The following is a 17,433-nucleotide window of genomic DNA, read 5'->3' on the forward strand; positions in this document are numbered from 1 at the left end:
GCATAGCTACCTATTCAGCTAAGTCTCGATAATATTCTCAGAAAAAACGGGGAGGATTTAGTGTGGCAATTAATCAGCAAACGATTTCCAAAGCTTTGGATTGGGCGTACGAAAAGGCTGTCATTGGAGGGATACCTGGAACACAGGATGCATACGAGTTGGCGGCGGAGTTTTCAAAAGGAAAAGGGGAGCTACAAGATCAGGTCAACACGCTCATCCGATGGCAAAACACGAAAAGCGCAACGTCCGGTTTTCTCACAGGTCTCGGCGGCATCATCACGTTACCAGTTGCTATACCAGCCAATCTTGCCTCTGTCCTGTACATACAGCTTCGAATGATTGCAGCAATCGCAATCATGGGCGGGCATGATGTGAAGGACGATAAAGTGCGTACAATGGCATTCGCCAGTCTCTGTGGTAACGCCGCCAAAGACATACTCAAGGATGTTGGCATCGTGATCGGGAAGAAAGTTGCAGAACAAGGACTGAAAAAGTTATCGGGCGAGGTCATTAAAAAGATTAATCAGAAGGTCGGCTTCCGTCTGCTCACCAAGTTCGGCTCCAAAGGTGTTGTGAACTTGTCCAAAGCAATTCCATTGGTCGGAGGCGTGACGGGTGCCGTCATGGACGGCGTTTCGACGAATATCATCGGCAACACTGCAAGAAATATGTTTATTGAATAAATCACCTCAATTTCAGTACTCCCAATAGAAAGGATTTATCTCATATGAAAAAATGGTTTACCTTAACCGTCCTCATAATTGCAATCATGGTTGCAGGCTGTTCCAACGCGGACAATAAAGCTAACAATCAGGGCTATCAAGAGGACCCTTCGATCAGTATCGTCAAGGACGAGCTTCTTCTTTACCAAGAAAATGAAGCCGCTGAAGGGCAAGGCGATTTATACATCAAAACAAGCACTGGCGAACGTGAAAAAGTGGCCTCCGATGTTTTGGCCGGTCAATTCCAATACCTCTACAACACCAAAACGCTCGTATACCTGAATAAAGACTTTCATCTCATGGTAAAAGTAGCCGAGAAAACGGAAGAGCGAGTATCCGGCGATGTGTTTCCTAACTCCGTCGTTGTTTCCAAAGATGAATCGGCGATTCTGTACCTGCAATCCTTGAATAGCGGTGACTTTTCAAGCCTCACAGGTGATCTTTACTACAAATCGCTCAGTGGTGATAAGGAGAAGATTGCTTCTAACGTTAGCACTTCTTACTACAGCCTGACGGAAGATGGAAAAATCGCTACGTTTGTGGACGCCGAGTCTGCCCTTTACCGTAAAGCGGCTGACCAAGCCGATAAAGAAAAGATCGCTTCGGATGTGTCCAGATTCATTGTCAGCAATGATGGAAACATAACGGCTATGGAAAATCTGGATGGCAGCGTGTACATCAAAAACGTTACCAGTACGGATAAAGAGAAGATCGCTTCCCAAGGATTCTTTAATCCGAGCTTTGCCGACGACAATCTGACACTAGCATACCTGGATGAATACCGGGAAAATTCCGCGAAGGGTGAACTGATGGTCTTAAAGGCTGGCTACGAAAAAGCCAAGATCGCTTCGGACGTGACCCTATTTCAATTTCCGGCTATGAGTGACTTCATCTATTTCCTGAATGTAGATAAGAGCTTATATATGAAGGATATCAGTGACGCGGAAGGTGACGGTAAAGCAAATGATCAAAACAGCGATGCTGCTACTTTAAAAACGCTAAACCCTAATGAAAAAGTTAAAATAGGTGATAATGTAACTGGCTTCAAAGTTGCTCCGGACGGTAGCAGTATCGCCTTTACCGATACCGATGACAACCTATATTTTAAGCGGTCCGGCGAGCAAAAGGTCAAGATCGGAAGCAATCTGGCCAGCTTTCATCTATACAATAATTCCGTCCTCTTCTGGGACAAGGATAAGGCGCTTTACACCATTGACCTGACACTAGACTCGAAATCGGATAAGAAAAACGACAAATCCGAAACCGATCGCCCGGCAAGTCCTGTTAAGGAAAAAATCAAACTGGCCGAGAGCGTTGAAGCCTACTCGGCTGATCCGAGCTTAACCTATCTTGCTTATCAAACGACTTCTGGCGAGGTGTTTGTTCGCACAAATCGGCATGAACAGCCTGTAAAAGCACTGGATAAAGTCACCGATTACAACAACATCTATTTCCTTGACTTTATGCTTTACGAAAAGCTCGTGACACTGAACGATCTGGTCGGCTTCTGGAAACTCACTATTAGTGAAGAAGATGGACAGGCCTATATGGAGTTTACCAAAGACTCAAAGATTATCAGCTACGATCCACAAGGCGTTACTACCGAACAGGCTATTCAAGTCATAAATTCGACTTCAGATTCAGCAGACATTTCTTTCTCGGATGATCCAAATAATCAGACGACCTTAGAAGTCTTAAGCAAAGACTCGCTTGCCATTAATGAATCTGGAGGAAACGACAATCTAAAACTAACTAGGGTGACTAAAGAGGAAGTCGATACATTCCTTCAAAGTCAAAAAGAGAGTGCTGCAGCTGAAAATGAGGAAACCGAACAAGAGCCTGTTTCGGCCAATACGGCCCAAACTGCAGCGGATGCCATCAAGCTCGTTGAAGCCCTCGATCCGGACAACTTCATGGCATCGTATGATTTCCCAGAGTACGATATCACGACAGTTGACGGTGCCTACTTCTACTACATTAGCTATTCTGCTGCTGAAGGAATGGGTGGAAATGTATTCGTACGGAAAGGAACATCTGAGGTTTACGGGTTTATGATGGGCACCGAGGATAATCCCGACGCTCCGTTCCCGGATTTTTCGAATCAGATCCAATAATTCAGTATGATTAGATAAGCAAGAGATACTCTTCCTGTGCTCAGGAGAAGGCTCTTGCTTATTTTTTTTCTTTACTTGCTTTATGGACTAAATATATCGTGGAATAACTCAAGCCCTTCTGTTCAAGGTCAGCCGAATCATTTGAATATTCCTTTTGATCTCTCATCTGCTCAAAAATCTTCATTGTTTTAACAGGACGTTCAATTGGCTTCCTCTTTGCTATCTTCTCTTCAACTTGCCTTACCTCCCTGATTAGGCTCTTTTGAAGTGGTTCCCTCACCCACCTGCCGGTATTTATGTAATCAATCAATTCTGAATGGGAGAAATCCATCTTTTGAGATTCCTGCTCCAACTTTATATGCTTCATAAATATGCTTTCGTATTTACTAACCTGATTCCGATGACATTGACACAATTCAGCTACTCTTCGCTTGGAAAGACCCTCAACTAGCCTAAGATAAACGATTTCCCGCTGCTTCTCGACCTCTAACAAATCTAGAACCCCTCTACTGTATTGAATCGTTATTTCAGTTTAATTCATTGAAAGTAACCACGACAAGATGCTTCTATTTGCAGTGGTACACTTTTTTGAAATTTTAACATTGAACTAATCTGTATAGGCGTTTGATCAATATTTCTTGCAGCACACCCGTTTATTGAGGAGATTCAAGCCTTTAACCTCCACGAAACGTTTACCGCATGAAATACGGGCACAAACGTCTATTAAACCATCCAGAGGAAAGAGGCTCGTGACCAAAAATCGAGCCCCTACCTTAAAGCGTCAACTACAGACCGTCGTGAACTGCAAAACAAAATCGAAATGGCAATGAATTGTTGCCAAAGGAAGGGGTACTTATGGAAACCAACATTAATGACAAGAACAACGAACACCCGCTTGATCCACAGAAACGGAGCTATGACGATTTGGTACCGCTGCATGTCGTATACAAGAGCAACCATGCATCTGCCAGGAATAGTCCGTTCACGCTTGTTAACACGTCGAAATTCGGTAAACGCGCAGTCTTTGGTGAGCAGGTGATCGAATACATCGGATCGCCAGCAAGCATTCAAATAACTGCCAATGCGGAAGGAATCGGCATAAGTGAATTCCTTCCCGATGGAGGCGGTACATCTTTCGTCCTACGGAAGGCTGGCAAAAAACCGTGCGTGTATTCCGGTCAATTGGTAGAAATGCTGACGGCCATGTTCAATCTCAACTTCGAGGGCCGATCCAGCATTTCATTTTACGAGGTCGAAAATCTAACCAAACATGGAGTACCTGTTGCATTTGTTCCGCTGAGACAAACAGAGCTGACGTCAGTACTCGAGTCAACTTCGTCTGAGCAGGAAAATGAGACAATGCTCCCGCCGCCATCAGCACGAATTGGAGAAGATGATTCGACGGTGCCGGAGATGGATCTACTGGAAATCCCGGCAGACTCTGAAACAAGTGACTCCGATGCCTTACCCAGTCTCCGTAAGAAGCTTTTGAGGAAAAAAGCTGAATAAGGTACACCTTGCCAGCGGGGCTTGGATTCTCACTCTCCAAGCTTCTTCCTTGTGAGTCTAAAGAACCAGCATCTATTTCAACATCAATTACCGCCAAAGGAGACATAAAGCATGAGAAATTGGTTTAACGAACCTCAACTTCATTCGGTATCATGGGAGGATTTTAATCAAATGGAAATATCGCTGCTGGGCCTTGTCGGCAGCTATTTTCTGACGCCCTACTCTACTCCCAATCCTCTGTCTGACTGGCCCAAGGAATTGCCCAAACCAGAACGGTGTGAAGAAACAGATTCAGGCTTCTTGTTCTTCTGGGACCTAAGTGTTCCGGTTCGACTCCGGAGCCACGGACAGCTCGTAGAAGTGGTCTGGAACGCATACGCACTACTGGCCGAGGCCCCGCTTGACTTCCCGATCACTTTCGAACGGCTTCAGTTGGAAATCCGTCCGCTGTCTCTTCGGGAAGCCAATCAAGAACACCTGCGTTCCTCCTTGCTTCTAAATGTCTAAAGTTCTGAATTCACGATGAAAGGAGAAGGAGCAAATGAGTAGCAAAATCAATGAGGAACATATACGCCCTACGGCCCCGTTTTGCGAAGACTCAGCAATGATTCCCATAGGCGTCGAAGTGACGATTACGGGATCAGCCATTCCAAGTAAGACAGTCCTGAAGGCGATCCAGGATTTCACACATTCTTTTGATCATTCGGCCCGTGAATACAGCCTTAGCGGCATTCGGATCTTATCATTTGATGATCCCGATGATATTTTCGGTCTAGCTGAGATTTCTAGTATCAGCGATCTGTTAAACCACTATGCCGAGATCAGGGAGAAGCTGCAAGAATTCTCTGGAGAAGGCATTCCAGATAGCGTGCAGATTGCGCTCGTCATGGAACAGGATGGTCGTCGGTTCAGTTTTGCTCCACAAGTACAATGATCCACGGGGAGCCTAGCTCCCCCGAATTGAAATCACAGAGGCGTACAGATTACACCCATTGCCTCTATATTTAGGTCAGCAAAACTTCGCTGATTATTTCGAAAATCATCAGGTGGTGAAGCTAATGTTAGAACCAAATAACTTGATCTTGCATGAACGCATGCACGGGGCAATACAGCGTCACTTCAAAATCTATCAAAAGTTAAACCTGCCCATTATTCCACTCTGCTCTCACGACCATAGTGGCATCCCCGAGACTCACGTGGACTCGTGTCCCCGTCCTGGGAAGGCTCCTCTCGTAAAGTGGCGAAACAGAGGCGTGCCAACCGAAGAGGAAGCCTCAAGATGGTGCTCAGAATTCTCCGACGCAAACATCGGGCTCCTGCTTGGTTCCAAATCCGGTTACGTAGGCATTGACGTAGATGGGGAAGGTGGAGAGCAGTTACTTGCCGAGTGGAGCCAAGGAGACTTGCCAGAGACCTGGGAGTTTTCAACAGGCAGCGGGCGACGTCTCCTGTACAAAATACCGCATGGCATGGTTTTGCGAATAAGAACCCAGCGAGCCAATGGTGACCATCAGGAATGCTCTTTACTTGGGGAAGGTGGTCTAACTGTCATGCCTCCCTCCATACACCATAACGGAACAGTGTACCAGTGGAAGGAGAACGGTTCCCCCTGGGAACGAGACTGCGCGAACGCGCCTCTGTGGTTGATCAGGGAGATGACATCTCGAGTCAATGTAGAACAAGCCAGTCCTGGGGTTGAACCAAATGTGATCGACAAACTTGCCGAGGGATGTGCCAAGTTTGCTGACCACTGGCAGGTCCAACAGAACGACGGCATTAGCTACAACGACTGGTTTCATTGGGAAAGCCTGCTTATCCGATCTAGCGAAACGACAGAAGCCGCGCTGGCGTTCTCGAGTGCTTCCGTAAAGCATAACGCGGAGAGCGAGGAACGCATTCGTCTTCTAGTAAACAGCGAAGACAAGGCCGGTCCCACCCGTTGTGCGACCTTTGGGTGTGGCCCAGAGCAGATCGAACGCTGCCACGGAATCGTGCGGCGCAATGCCGATGGCGAAACAACAAACAGTCCCGCAAGGCTCCTGAAAACTGATCCTACCGAGAAAGCCCTTCAGTTGGCTCAAAAAGCGGTCGAACTGTTGGAATCCGGAGACCACGGTGCCCACCTGGAGCGGCACGTCCTGCAAGCATTTCTCAGGCTGAAAAACCATTCTCCAGCCGATTTCGCACGTCTGGAGCAGAGGCTTCGCGCTGCCAAAGTACCGATGAGAACCTTCCAGCAAGCGCTAAGGGACACAAAAATCCTTCTCGCCCAAACACAGGCTGGTGAAGGATCGCTTGCCGAGAAAGGATTTTACATCGACGAAAACGGTAAGCCGACCGGGATGAACCAAAACAAGTACGCTCGGTACGTGTTGACCCAGCTCAATCTCGGAGTGGCTGATGGAGAACGCTTCTACCTTTACGAGAGGGGTGTCTGGAACCAACTGAACGATCTTGCCATCAAGCGTAGGTTGCGGGACTTCCTCCACGATCTCGTGCCTGACTTTTGGACGGAGTTACTGGAGCAGCAGTACGTCGGCGCTCTGTTGCGCGAGGCCGAGTACCTAGACGATCTGGACGGGCAACGCGACTATATTAACCTTCAGAACGGGATGAAGTCGCTGACCAGCTTCGATTTGCTGCCGCACGATCGCAGCTACCACTCAAGCATTCAGGTACGGATTCCATTCAATCCGGATGCGGAGTGCCCGAAGTTTTTACTGTTCTTGAACGAGGTCTTCCAAGAGGACCAATATCTGATCCGTGTCGTGCAGGAGATGTTTGGCTACTGTCTGACAGCGGAGACACGAGCGGAAAAGGCCTTTATTTTGTACGGCGTGGGCAGCAACGGCAAAAGCGTACTCCTAAGCGTGCTGAAGGCGCTTTGCGGCAGCGAGAACACGAGCAGCGTTCCGCTCGCCGAACTGGAGAACCCTTTCGCCCGGCATGAAATCGTCTCAAAAATACTCAACCTCGCAGCTGAAAATGAAGTTGACGACAAAGGGCTGAATACGCAGTATTTTAAGGCTATCGTTTCCGGTGATCCCATCCATGTCGATGTCAAGCACGGTAAGGGTTTCATGTACGAGCCGATTTGTAAGCTGGTCTTCGCTACAAACAGGCTCCCGTATAGCAGGGATAAGTCTCCCGCGTTCCCACGCAGACTCATCATCCTTCCCTTTCGGGCGAGATTTAGCAAGAGTACGGCTGACAAACATCTACGCGAAAAGCTAGAAGCAGAATTGCCCGGCATTCTGAACTTCGCTTTGGAAGGCCTGAAACGGCTGAGAGAGCAAAACTACGATTTCAGCCATTCAGAGGCGGCCGAACAGATGCTGGCTGAGTACCGAGCAACAATCAACCCGATGCTTTCGTTTGTCACCGACTACGTTGAACCAGCCCCTGGCGCGGGAAGGGTTTTACGCAAGCAGCTTAGAGATGAATTCATACGCTGGTGTCGAGAGAACGGACATTCGGGGCTCGCCGAGATGACCGCTAAAAAGTTTTGGGAATCGTTCCGACAGGTTTTGGATGAAGAACGGATCGAATACACAGAATCAAAAAGCAACGGCAACGACTACTTCGAGGGCATCTCCTTGAAAAAAGGTCGTAGGATGAACGCCGATCAGAGCCCTTCGCTGCGGCAGTTGTTCGAGGACGACCCCGACGACAAAGTTTGATTCCCCCTTCCACTTGGACGAGCAAAGTACCGCCCGACTTGAACGGCAGGTCTCGTCCTCCTCTTTCCACCGTCAGTGGCAGAGAGTGGGGGAGCGTTTCGTAACTTTTGCGGGACAGAAGTTTTTTTGTGGTGGGAGTTTGAAAGAGAGGCACTAGGGAAAAAAGGTCGCTCCCCACCCCCACTCTGCCCCACTAAAGCGAAGCACCACAACACAAGCAGATTGAGAACTCACCCCGTCGCCAAGCAGATCGAGTCTACCGGAGACCTATCGACTCCGAAAGCGGAGGAACTCTCCTGCCTGCTAGAAGGGGGCTGGTGGGGTCAACTTGGACTTGCCAAGGACTGTAAAGGTGTCCACACACCTGCAGTGGTCCCTTTGAAGCCGCAAAAGGGTAGGCAAAATCGTTTTAAACCAAAATTCGGAAATATATCATGATTTTGATACCAATTCAAAGGGAGCAATGATCATGAAAATACTACAATCCTCTAGTGATTTACTTATGCTTGACCCTAACACTCTCCTCGAGCCCCTGCGCCGCTTCACAAGCGAGCTTCTCCAGTCCCTCGAAGCGGAGGTTGATCTCGAGGACCGGGAAGCGCACCTTCTGCGAAACCCTGTCATCTTGTGTGATCCGGGCGATCAAATTGTCGCTTTGCTTGAGGCGAGCCCGCTTGGCTACGAGTACATCGAACGACTCGACCTTGAAGGTGTGATCGTTTTTCGTGCGGGAGGACTACTGGACAACGACTGGTTTGTCCAGTACCTGATCCCTTCTGAAGTGATCAATGCCGAAACTGCAAAATGGCTGGATGAACAAGCTGTGACCGGAGGTGCCTTACGATGAGCAATAAGACCGTCTCCAAGCGCGTCGAGATTCTATCGCTACGCATGGTTAGGGAAAAAACGTCGCTTCTTTACCCGAACCGTACGATTCGAACACCTGAAGATGCCTCAAATCTGTTCAATCAGTTCATCGGTGAGTGCGACAGAGAAACGTTTTGCATTCTCTGTCTGAATACCAAAAACGAGCCAACGGCACTGCATCATGTTTCGACTGGAACCTTGAACGCGTCGCTGGTGCATCCTCGCGAAACCTTTAAGCTGGCCATTCTCGCGAACTCAGCTTCGATCATCGCCGCGCACAACCATCCATCCGGTGAACCAACTCCAAGCCCGGAGGACGTGGAACTGACAGAACGGCTACGGGACAGCGGTACGCTACTTGGTATTGAGTTGCTGGACCACATCATTCTAGGCGATGGCAAGTTCGTAAGCATGAAGGAACGGGGGCTGATGTAGATGTTATCCAGGGATTCACGGTACGTGACAAAAGGCGTAAATGATTCGATTGGCTCTGACATCCAGAATGCCCTTTGGTCCATCCTCGACCAGGACCAGAACGATGGTAAGGTAATAGACTACCTGCAGGTGTTCTCGCTTACGATTGTCCATGCCGATGGCCAAGTGTACCAATGCATCCGGCAGAAACAAGAACAGCCTGAACGCAAGCAGAAGTACCAAATCTCCGGCATTAGAGCGCCACTTTCGGGTGTCACTGTCTGGATTATCGACAACGGCAATTATTGCACGATGCTTCTGCCGGACGAATACTGAGGCGGATCACATGAAAAAAGCCATTATCGCGTTAGTCATCGCAGCTACACAGCTTGTCATTGAAATCATTGAGCATCAAAAAAAGAAAAAGTAAAAGGAGCAATCCAATGGACATCGCCACTACAAATAACGCTCAGCTACTGCTTGCATTCGATATTCTTGCCGATATGATTTTATCTTTCATCGGCAAGAAAGAAAGCCGTTCCGTACCGTCAGCAGTACGAGAAGCTGTCTTTGCCATCATGGACTGCGAATCCGAAGCTCAACTGGACGACCAAATGACCGCCGAACTACTCGGAACGATGGATTACAGGCTCATCGCATGATGCCTCTAAAAGGTACCCGCGCCGCTCTTTACGCGCGGGTCAGCCTGGAAGAACAAGCTAAGCACGGTTACAGCATTGATGGACAGCTTGAAGCTCTTCGAAAGTATTGCAAGGCGAACCAACTCGACGTTTACGATGTTTATATTGACGCCGGGGTATCAGGTAAATCGACAAGTGGTCGACTAGAGCTTAAACGCATGCTGGAGGACGGAAAAGCGCGCCAATTCGACATAATTGTTGTTTGGCGAATTAGCCGGTTATCCCGTAACCTTCCGGACCTGCTCGAAATGGTCCAGTTGTTTAAGCAGTATGACATTTCTCTGCGAAGCTTCACTGAGCAGTTCGATACGAACACCAATCTAGGCAACTTTGTTCTACAAATGATGGGTGCCGCCGCGCAGCTTGAGAGGGACAACATTGCCGAAAACGTAAGGCTAAGCTCACAAGAGCGAGGCAGGCAGGGGAAATGGAACTGCGGCAACAATGTTCTTGGCTACCGTTGGGTTAGAAGCCCTAGAGCCAGAACTGGCAAAGTTGAAATTGTTCCGGAGGAAGCTGAACTGGTCCGCCGCATTTTCACGCTCTACGCATCTGGCCAATACGGACTGAAAGCTATCACCAACCGATTAAACAATGAAGGCTATAAAACGAAAACAGGAAGGCCTTTCAACATTCTTTCCGTAAAGGGAATTCTGCAAAACCGGAATTACCTCGGCATGATCCGCTTTAATGTAACAGAAAACCGGCGTTCAAAGGGCGCTGTTCCTATTGAGTGGGCTACAGGGGAACAAGAGCCCCTTATAGCCAATGAGCTATGGAAGCAGGTTCATGACATCTATGGTACACGTTCTAAAGTGACCACATGCTCAATTAATAGAAAGTTCCCGCTGACAGGCTTGCTAAAGTGCCCCCAATGTGGAAAAAGCATGGTACCTAGACATAACAAAAGCACTCGCAAAGACGGTACCATCCGTGTGAACTACTTCTACTTCTGTTGTAGCTTCAATTCCGGTGGGTCAGCGGTCTGCCGCGCAAATCATATTAATGCGGACCAAATAGAAAAATGGTTCTTCAATCAACTTCAAAGACTGCTTAATTCTTCAACTGCCATCGAGAGTATTACCGAAGCGGCTACCGCAAAACAGGATAAATTTAGGAAGCCGCTTCTTGATAACCTTCAGCAGTTCAACATGGAATTATCTCAGTTGGAAAGCCATCAGAAGCAGGCCTTTCAAGCATTCGAGAACAGCAGCTTATCTCATGAAGGACTGTTGGAATCGTTGAGTACCATAAAAAGCCGTCAACTGGAGCTTTACTATCAAAAGGATGCGACGGAACGTGAACTAGCAGGACAACCTAGTCAGACATTCCCTATTGAAAAAATCAGGGATGCATTGCAAGAGTTACGTCTGGTACTGGACTCCGCTACGGAAGACCGTCAAAAAAAGTTACTACGTTTACTCGTCGAAAAAATTATAGTCCCGTCTAACAGGGATATAAGCGGCACAACCATTGTCGGAACCGCTGAACTCTTGAACATAAAAATCACACACCAAATGGAGGAATTTTAAATGAACACATCTAATCGAGTTGCTCTTTACGTCCGTACTAATACTAAAGAAAAGGCGATCCAAATTGAAAACCTACTTTCACAATTGCGGGCGGATTGCGATTTAACATCAAAGATAGTCGTTGAAGAATATGTTGATGCTTCGTTCAGTGGTAACAACCTTGATCGTCCCTCCCTCCAACGAATGCTTCAAAGAGCGAAGGAACGAGCGTTCGACGAAGTGTTGGTAGTCAGCCTTAGTCATCTTTCGCGAAGCATTAGTGATGTTGTCAAAATATGTGAAGCTTTTCTGTCACAGGGTATACATGTCACAACTGTCGATAACTCTTTAACTACAAGAACAGCAATGGGTCGATTTTCTCTAGAAATGATGGCTGCTTTCGTGGATTACGAAAATCAGCGTCAGGCTGAGCTAGGAGCTGAGTGATGTTCCCGGCTCAAGAAAATCTAACTCCTGCAAGGGTCGCCATCTATGTAAGGGTCAGCACCGAGGAACAAGCCGAACACGGTTTCTCCATTGATGCCCAACTCCATCAGTTGAGAGCCTACTGCGACCTTTACGGGAAGGTCATCTTCAAAGAGTATGTAGAGCGCGGCGTAAGCGGGAAAAATATCACCAAACGCTTCGAACTACAAAAGTTGTTGCACGATGCTGAAAAAGGACTCTTCGATGAGGTTTTGGTACTACGGTTTAATCGATTGGCTCGTTCCAACATTGACCTTCTCCGAATCGTCGAGCATCTCCGAAAGCATAACATCACTTTTCGTTCCTTTACTGAAAGCTTCGAGACGGAAACCCCGATGGGCAAATTTGCACTTTCGATGATGGGTGCCGTTGGAGAGCTGGAACGCGATACAATCCTTGCTAACTCCAAGATGGGCTCACAGCAACGCGCGAGTACCGGTGGACACATTGCCAAACCACCAATCGGATACAAGGTTGAGGTTCTTTCCTATAATGGACGAAAGCGCGAAACACGCATCGACGTGGTACCCGAAGAAGCGACCATCGTGAGGCGGATTTTTGAGCAATACGCCTCAGGTCGTGGTCTCAGGTCAATTGCTAATGAGTTGAATCATGATGGCCACATTACTAAAAGAGGAAATCCATTTGCGATCTGCGCTATCAGGGATATTATCGAGAACCCATTCTACGTGGGTAAGGTGCGGTATTGTCGGTATCTCAATTGGAGCGAAAAACGAAGAAAGGGTAAAAACCCATCACCGATGATCACCGAAGGTAACCATCCACCCATCATCTCAGAATCACTTTGGGATAAGGTTCAATTTCTTAGAAATAAAAAAGGCCATGCTTCCACCAAACGGTTCCATGGCGAGTGTTTGTTGACTGGGCTACTCCGTTGTCCGCAATGTGGCGCTGCAATGACCGCAAACCCAACGAAGAACAAGTCGAAAAACGGTCCGGAAAAGTGGATGTATTACGTCTGTGGGAACCTTCGGAATAAGGGTAGCGCCGTTTGCAAGTCGAACGGACTCCGACAGGAGTATGCAGAGGGGTATGTGCTTAACCGAATCAAAGAGGTATTATTAAAGCCTCACATTCTGCGACCGATTGTAAAAACCATCAATGATCGAAAGATCAACCGTATTAAACCGCTTCAGGAGGAGCTCAATGCAGTACGCGTTCGATTGGACGATATCCAGGGTAAGAAGCTTAAGTACCTTGAATTGTATGAGCTTGACCAATTCGAACGCAAGCTCTTTTCGGAACGGCTTGGTGAGCTAGAAAAGGAGCTTGATCTGCTTCACGCTCGAAGATCAGAGTTGGAGTTCGAGTTGGACGGAGATCATTCTCAGTCAGTCTCCTACGAAGCAGTTCGATCATTAATTTCACGTTTCGATTACTTGCTGAATGAATCTTCCTTCGACCAACGGAAGACACTTTTGCACTTGATTATCAACAAAGTCACTGTTTCAAGCGACAAAAAGATTGACAAGATCGAAATGATCTTCGACGAAATGACGCAACACCATTTTTTAAGAGCAGCCCCTTCTGCCGCAACAGCGGTGGAAGGGGCTTTCCCTTTGTTAGGGGAAGTTCCGATGCTTACCCAAAAGCTCATCGTTATTATTTAACGTAATTGGAGGTTTTTATTAACCTCCGTCGAATATTGTAATGTTCTCTTATTAATTTCAACCAGGGAGTTGATTAGAAATTGTATCGATTATTTTCTTTGCAAGTAATGATCATTATTATGACTATCATCGTTGGGTGTTCAGACAATTCAAGTACAAAGTCTGAATCCACACGCGAAGCTTTTGCAGAATCTACTAGCTCCAATACTCCAACTACAGAAAACGAATCACAGGATGAATCTTCCGAAGCCAAACAAATTGCCATTCAGAAAGAAGATGTTGTTCAAATCGGAACCCTCACAGTGCCAAGTGAAGACGTCGATTTCCTTGACTATTTTCCGTTAGGTAACAGTATTCGTTACGTAACCACTGGTGGAACGGATCTGCAGAGCTGGATCAATTCATTCGAAGATGGTACGGTCTCTCTTGAAAACGAATATGTAAATGACTATTTTCTCACAGGCACCGCTAATGTTTTTTCTAGTGGTGAATCAGACAAGATGACTTACAGGATATATGCTTTAAATTTAGAAGACGAAGAAGTCGTTTATTCTGGGGATAAGAAAGCCAACGGTGAGATAAAGTGGCGTTCCACTCCTCGGATTGAGTACCCCTTATCTATTCAATTTAGAAAAGAATATTTCTACGATAACTCAGATCTTGATTTGACTGATATTAGCGACACCACTAAAATGGTCGCCAAAGGGGTTGCAAGCGTTACTGTTTCTGGACAGCTTTTTGAACAATGTTTAGTGTTGGAGAAAGAAATCACAATGGAATACAAAGGCCACAATAAGACCTTCGTCACCAGCCGGGAGTATTTTGCTCCGCATGTGGGACTAGTCTACTACGAACACGATCGGTCATGGGAAGATTATGAGAAAAACGAGAAGAGCCTCACTCATGACTTTCTTTTCTTTACCGAAATGGGTGATCCTACTGAAAAGACCTTGAACCTAAGAAAGCTCAAAGACTCAAACGGCTAGTTCTGCTCACAACTGGTCTGCTCAAGGGCAACAAAACAGCCCGCACTAGCCCGCCTGCACAACGATCTTTCCCATGGGTAGCCTCACCCCCACCCTGCCCTATGGGGCACCTTTCCGCGCCCCGTGTGCGGTTAAGGTCAAAAGTTTCGGATTATTTGTGATACGGTTCCCCCCGATTTATCTTCACAGCTCGATAAATCTGCTCCACCAGCACCAGACGCATTAGCTGGTGCGGCAAGGTCATGCGCCCAAAGCTCAGCTTCTGCTGGGCGCGCTTAAGAACAGCGGGAGCAAGACCATTGCTCCCGCCAATAACAAAAGCCACGTGGCTCCGCCCATACGTGGCTAATTTATCGAGCTGGCCAGCGAGGTCCTCGCTTGACCAGAGCTCGCCTTCAAGCGCGAGCGCGACAACATGCGCTTCAGGCTTCAGCTGCGCCAGAAGCCTCTCGCCCTCTCGCTCGCGCACAATCGCTTCCTCCGCCGGACTCATCGTCTCCGGCGCCTTCTCATCGGGCACTTCCGTGAGCGTAAGCTTCACGTAAGGCCCTAACCGCTTGGCATATTCCGCTATGCCAAGCACCAAATACTTTTCCTTCAGCTTGCCTACGGCAGCTATTTGTATATGCATGCCTTACACGCCCTTTATCTTCTTACATATCTCTAAAATCTCCGTTACATCCCTTTATCTTCTTGCATATCTCTAAAATCTCCGCTACATCCCTTTATCTTCTTACATATCTCTAAAATCTCTGCTAAACCACCAAAAAAGTAGCTGGCTCATCACAGAAATCGCATTTGCGCGGAGGATCCCAATCGGCAAACTGCGTCTCCTTCAGATCCACTACATCCGGTGCATCCTCATATTCATCTACAAATCGGTCTAATGCCGTTTCCATATGCTCTTTACACACACAATACATACTCTACACGCTTCCTATCCTAGTTGATTGTATTCCCGATCATCTTTCCTTCTTCTCTTTACAGTCTGTCCAAAATATCTATACACAGCATAGCAGAAAACGCCTCTCCATGTGAAGACGACAAATTCTGCACGGCCCCGCATTTTGCACTTCGTACTACCATCACAGCACTAATCCCTACACACTTTGCTCTTCACACTACCTTACCACACTAATCCCTACAAACTATTCCCCTCATACTGTTCCTTCTTCTCCCTAAGATCCAACAAAAAAACCGCAACACCAAAATGGTTCCCCATTTCGACATCACGGTTTCTACTTAAGCTTTGCTCTTTGCTCTTGTTCTTTTCTCTTTTCTCTTTTCTCTTTGCTCTTTACTCTTACTCATTACTCTTTACGCCCTACTCCTCATCCTTCTTCTCACCCAGCTTAAAATGAGTCTTCTTTAGCTCCCCGTCCCGGTAGTAACTAATCTCAATCTCATCGCCAATATTCTTCTGAGTGTACAAATATTTACGCAGCTCCATCGTGCTGCCGATCGACTGGCGATCCAGCTTAACGATGACATCGTTGAACAGCAGGCCCGCATCCTTAGCGGGACCAACCGCTTCAAGCACGATAACGCCGTCATAAACCTCATCCGGCAGCTTCAGAGGCGCTCCGCCGCCCTCTAGAACATCTCCATCGCCAGTCTCTTCATCTTGACTAGTGCCGTCCGCCTCAGGAAGCAAGCCTTCCTCACCAGCATCGTCTTGCGAATCCTCAAAGCCCTTCTGCTCCCAATACTGCTCCAAGTCCATTGTATAGACGCCAAGATAAGGACGCGGCACATGTCCTTGCTTAATCAAGCTCTCCACGATTGGCATAGCCAGGTTAATCGGAATCGCAAATCCGATGCCTTCAACGCCGAGATCCGCAATTTTCATGCTGTTGATCCCAACTACGCGTCCGTTCAAATCAATCAACGGCCCGCCGCTGTTGCCCTGGTTGATGGAAGCATCGATTTGAATAACCTCTTGCTCCCAGTCGTACACGCCGTCCTGATTAAGCGATACCGGCACGATTTGTTTCGTCTTGCTCACACTGCCCGTCGTAACGGACTCCCCGAGCCCTAACGGATTGCCGATCGCAATAATATATTCAGCAGGGCGAAGCGTCGACGAGTCGCCGATTTCCGCAACGACATCTATGCCTTTGGCATCGATCTCAAGCACGGCCAGGTCTGTAATCTGATCCTTGCCGACTATGCGAGCATCGCGGGCCTCACCGTTCATCAGTATGACCTTCACCTCTTGCGCTTGATCGATGACATGATAATTCGTAACGATGACAGCTTTGCCATCATTCTTGCTTATAATAACGCCAGAACCTGCACCCGCTTCACGCAGCGTACCTTTATCCTTCGAGTCGTCCGGCAGCGCTTCACCGTTGCCGATTCCGAGTGAAAACTTTTGCAAATTAATGATGCTTACGACGGCTGGCCTTACCTTTGCAGACGCTTGTATAGGACGCTCAAGCGGATCAATGGCCTGAACACCGCCTGCTGTCGCAACAGAAGCTCCGCCGCTGCCAATACCGCCGCCTCCGCCAAAAACAACACCGAACAACAGCGTTGCGGCAATCGCGCTCGTTATTGAGGATACGAAGGCAATGCGGACATTGGACCACTTGCGCCCGCCGCTTTTATATGGAAAAGCAAAGTTTTCTTTCCTGCTCTCGCGAGCAGCGCGCTTGGAAACTTTGGTTGAATAAAAATCGTCGTCGAATAAGCTCATTACGATCGCTCCTCTCGATGTCTCTCGGACATCAAGACTATTTTTTTCAATATAGGAATGTTTTCGAAAGAAATGACTAAAATAATAATAGATTCGGACGACGCGTACACGAAA

Annotated in this window: 18 protein-coding genes and 1 pseudogene; 15 read left to right on the forward strand and 4 right to left on the reverse strand. The window is 47.6% G+C overall.

All coding sequences use genetic code 11. The annotated features are described in order from the left end of the window. Positions 1 to 62 precede the first annotated feature (62 nt). Entirely contained in the window at positions 63 to 683 is a 621-nt protein-coding gene (locus AC2TDN_RS13960; RefSeq protein ID WP_484688412.1) for an EcsC family protein, read from the forward strand. A gap of 44 nt (positions 684 to 727) precedes the next feature. Further along, positions 728 to 2,836 carry a hypothetical protein gene (locus AC2TDN_RS13965; RefSeq protein WP_484688413.1) on the forward strand — a complete coding sequence of 703 codons (2,109 nt, stop codon included), beginning with the start codon at positions 728 to 730 and terminating at the stop codon, positions 2,834 to 2,836. 58 nt (positions 2,837 to 2,894) lie between these two features. Here AC2TDN_RS13965 and AC2TDN_RS13970 read toward each other — a convergent pair whose 3' ends face one another. Beyond that, positions 2,895 to 3,329, reverse strand: a complete 435-nt coding sequence (locus AC2TDN_RS13970) for a hypothetical protein (protein WP_484688414.1) — start codon at positions 3,327 to 3,329, stop codon at positions 2,895 to 2,897. 362 nt (positions 3,330 to 3,691) lie between these two features. On the opposite strand from AC2TDN_RS13970, the gene AC2TDN_RS13975 reads away from it, so the two are divergent. The 13 genes and pseudogenes from AC2TDN_RS13975 to AC2TDN_RS14035 all read left to right on the forward strand — a co-directional run bounded on the left by AC2TDN_RS13975 (position 3,692) and on the right by AC2TDN_RS14035 (position 14,621). Next, positions 3,692 to 4,345, forward strand: coding sequence for a hypothetical protein (locus tag AC2TDN_RS13975; protein ID WP_484688415.1), 654 nt, complete (start codon positions 3,692 to 3,694; stop codon positions 4,343 to 4,345). Positions 4,346 to 4,456: 111 nt separating this feature from the next. Continuing rightward, positions 4,457 to 4,852 carry a hypothetical protein gene (locus AC2TDN_RS13980; RefSeq protein WP_484688416.1) on the forward strand — a complete coding sequence of 132 codons (396 nt, stop codon included), beginning with the start codon at positions 4,457 to 4,459 and terminating at the stop codon, positions 4,850 to 4,852. 34 nt (positions 4,853 to 4,886) lie between these two features. Beyond that, positions 4,887 to 5,279, forward strand: a complete 393-nt coding sequence (locus tag AC2TDN_RS13985) for a hypothetical protein (RefSeq protein ID WP_484688417.1) — start codon at positions 4,887 to 4,889, stop codon at positions 5,277 to 5,279. Between the two features lie 160 nt (positions 5,280 to 5,439). Then, a pseudogene (locus tag AC2TDN_RS13990) lies at positions 5,440 to 5,976 on the forward strand (bifunctional DNA primase/polymerase); the annotation flags it as partial. 75 nt (positions 5,977 to 6,051) lie between these two features. Further along, positions 6,052 to 8,025 carry a DNA primase family protein gene (locus AC2TDN_RS13995; protein ID WP_484688459.1) on the forward strand — a complete coding sequence of 658 codons (1,974 nt, stop codon included), beginning with the start codon at positions 6,052 to 6,054 and terminating at the stop codon, positions 8,023 to 8,025. A gap of 469 nt (positions 8,026 to 8,494) precedes the next feature. Beyond that, positions 8,495 to 8,872: a hypothetical protein gene (locus AC2TDN_RS14000; protein ID WP_484688418.1), complete on the forward strand. Its 378-nt coding sequence runs from the start codon at positions 8,495 to 8,497 to the stop codon at positions 8,870 to 8,872. Then, on the forward strand, positions 8,869 to 9,327 hold the full coding sequence (locus AC2TDN_RS14005) for a JAB domain-containing protein (RefSeq protein WP_484688419.1): 459 nt from the start codon (positions 8,869 to 8,871) through the stop codon (positions 9,325 to 9,327). The genes AC2TDN_RS14000 and AC2TDN_RS14005 overlap by 4 nt, the downstream gene beginning before the upstream one ends. Next, positions 9,328 to 9,642, forward strand: coding sequence for a DUF960 family protein (locus AC2TDN_RS14010; protein WP_484688420.1), 315 nt, complete (start codon positions 9,328 to 9,330; stop codon positions 9,640 to 9,642). A gap of 107 nt (positions 9,643 to 9,749) precedes the next feature. Beyond that, positions 9,750 to 9,968 (forward strand): hypothetical protein, encoded by a 219-nt coding sequence (locus tag AC2TDN_RS14015; protein ID WP_484688421.1) that lies wholly within the window; start codon positions 9,750 to 9,752, stop codon positions 9,966 to 9,968. Beyond that, positions 9,965 to 11,539, forward strand: a complete 1,575-nt coding sequence (locus AC2TDN_RS14020) for a recombinase family protein (RefSeq protein ID WP_484688422.1) — start codon at positions 9,965 to 9,967, stop codon at positions 11,537 to 11,539. The genes AC2TDN_RS14015 and AC2TDN_RS14020 overlap by 4 nt, the downstream gene beginning before the upstream one ends. Further along, positions 11,540 to 11,965 (forward strand): recombinase family protein, encoded by a 426-nt coding sequence (locus AC2TDN_RS14025; protein ID WP_484688423.1) that lies wholly within the window; start codon positions 11,540 to 11,542, stop codon positions 11,963 to 11,965. Next, complete coding sequence (locus tag AC2TDN_RS14030) at positions 11,965 to 13,635, forward strand: recombinase family protein (protein WP_484688424.1); 1,671 nt, start codon at positions 11,965 to 11,967, stop codon at positions 13,633 to 13,635. Before AC2TDN_RS14025 ends, AC2TDN_RS14030 begins: the two co-directional genes overlap by 1 nt. A gap of 80 nt (positions 13,636 to 13,715) precedes the next feature. Continuing rightward, positions 13,716 to 14,621 (forward strand): hypothetical protein, encoded by a 906-nt coding sequence (locus AC2TDN_RS14035; protein ID WP_484688425.1) that lies wholly within the window; start codon positions 13,716 to 13,718, stop codon positions 14,619 to 14,621. Between the two features lie 151 nt (positions 14,622 to 14,772). Here the strand turns inward: AC2TDN_RS14035 and rlmH are convergent, their stop codons facing one another. From rlmH to AC2TDN_RS14050, 3 genes are all read right to left on the reverse strand, one after another. Continuing rightward, positions 14,773 to 15,252 (reverse strand): 23S rRNA (pseudouridine(1915)-N(3))-methyltransferase RlmH, encoded by a 480-nt coding sequence (gene rlmH, locus AC2TDN_RS14040; RefSeq protein WP_053373454.1) that lies wholly within the window; start codon positions 15,250 to 15,252, stop codon positions 14,773 to 14,775. A 124-nt stretch (positions 15,253 to 15,376) separates the two neighbouring features. Next, the gene (locus tag AC2TDN_RS14045) at positions 15,377 to 15,544 is read right to left on the reverse strand and encodes a CxxH/CxxC protein (RefSeq protein WP_063845975.1); all 168 of its coding nucleotides are present in this window, start codon (positions 15,542 to 15,544) and stop codon (positions 15,377 to 15,379) included. 401 nt (positions 15,545 to 15,945) lie between these two features. Then, positions 15,946 to 17,319, reverse strand: a complete 1,374-nt coding sequence (locus AC2TDN_RS14050) for a S1C family serine protease (RefSeq protein WP_484688426.1) — start codon at positions 17,317 to 17,319, stop codon at positions 15,946 to 15,948. Between the last annotated feature and the right edge of the window lie 114 nt (positions 17,320 to 17,433).

The sequence above is a fragment of the Paenibacillus sp. Y660 genome, assembly GCF_057221575.1.

Coding starts and splice junctions, on each gene's coding strand:
- AC2TDN_RS13965 (WP_484688413.1), top strand. CDS start 728: ATGAAAAAATGGTTTACCTTAACCGTCCTCATAATTGCAATCATGGTT.
- AC2TDN_RS13975 (WP_484688415.1), top strand. CDS start 3,692: ATGGAAACCAACATTAATGACAAGAACAACGAACACCCGCTTGATCCA.
- AC2TDN_RS13980 (WP_484688416.1), top strand. CDS start 4,457: ATGAGAAATTGGTTTAACGAACCTCAACTTCATTCGGTATCATGGGAG.
- AC2TDN_RS13985 (WP_484688417.1), top strand. CDS start 4,887: ATGAGTAGCAAAATCAATGAGGAACATATACGCCCTACGGCCCCGTTT.
- AC2TDN_RS14000 (WP_484688418.1), top strand. CDS start 8,495: ATGAAAATACTACAATCCTCTAGTGATTTACTTATGCTTGACCCTAAC.
- AC2TDN_RS14005 (WP_484688419.1), top strand. CDS start 8,869: ATGAGCAATAAGACCGTCTCCAAGCGCGTCGAGATTCTATCGCTACGC.
- AC2TDN_RS14010 (WP_484688420.1), top strand. CDS start 9,328: ATGTTATCCAGGGATTCACGGTACGTGACAAAAGGCGTAAATGATTCG.
- AC2TDN_RS14015 (WP_484688421.1), top strand. CDS start 9,750: ATGGACATCGCCACTACAAATAACGCTCAGCTACTGCTTGCATTCGAT.
- AC2TDN_RS14020 (WP_484688422.1), top strand. CDS start 9,965: ATGATGCCTCTAAAAGGTACCCGCGCCGCTCTTTACGCGCGGGTCAGC.
- AC2TDN_RS14025 (WP_484688423.1), top strand. CDS start 11,540: ATGAACACATCTAATCGAGTTGCTCTTTACGTCCGTACTAATACTAAA.
- AC2TDN_RS14030 (WP_484688424.1), top strand. CDS start 11,965: ATGTTCCCGGCTCAAGAAAATCTAACTCCTGCAAGGGTCGCCATCTAT.
- rlmH (WP_053373454.1), bottom strand. CDS start 15,252: ATGCATATACAAATAGCTGCCGTAGGCAAGCTGAAGGAAAAGTATTTG.
- AC2TDN_RS14045 (WP_063845975.1), bottom strand. CDS start 15,544: ATGTATTGTGTGTGTAAAGAGCATATGGAAACGGCATTAGACCGATTT.
- AC2TDN_RS14050 (WP_484688426.1), bottom strand. CDS start 17,319: ATGAGCTTATTCGACGACGATTTTTATTCAACCAAAGTTTCCAAGCGC.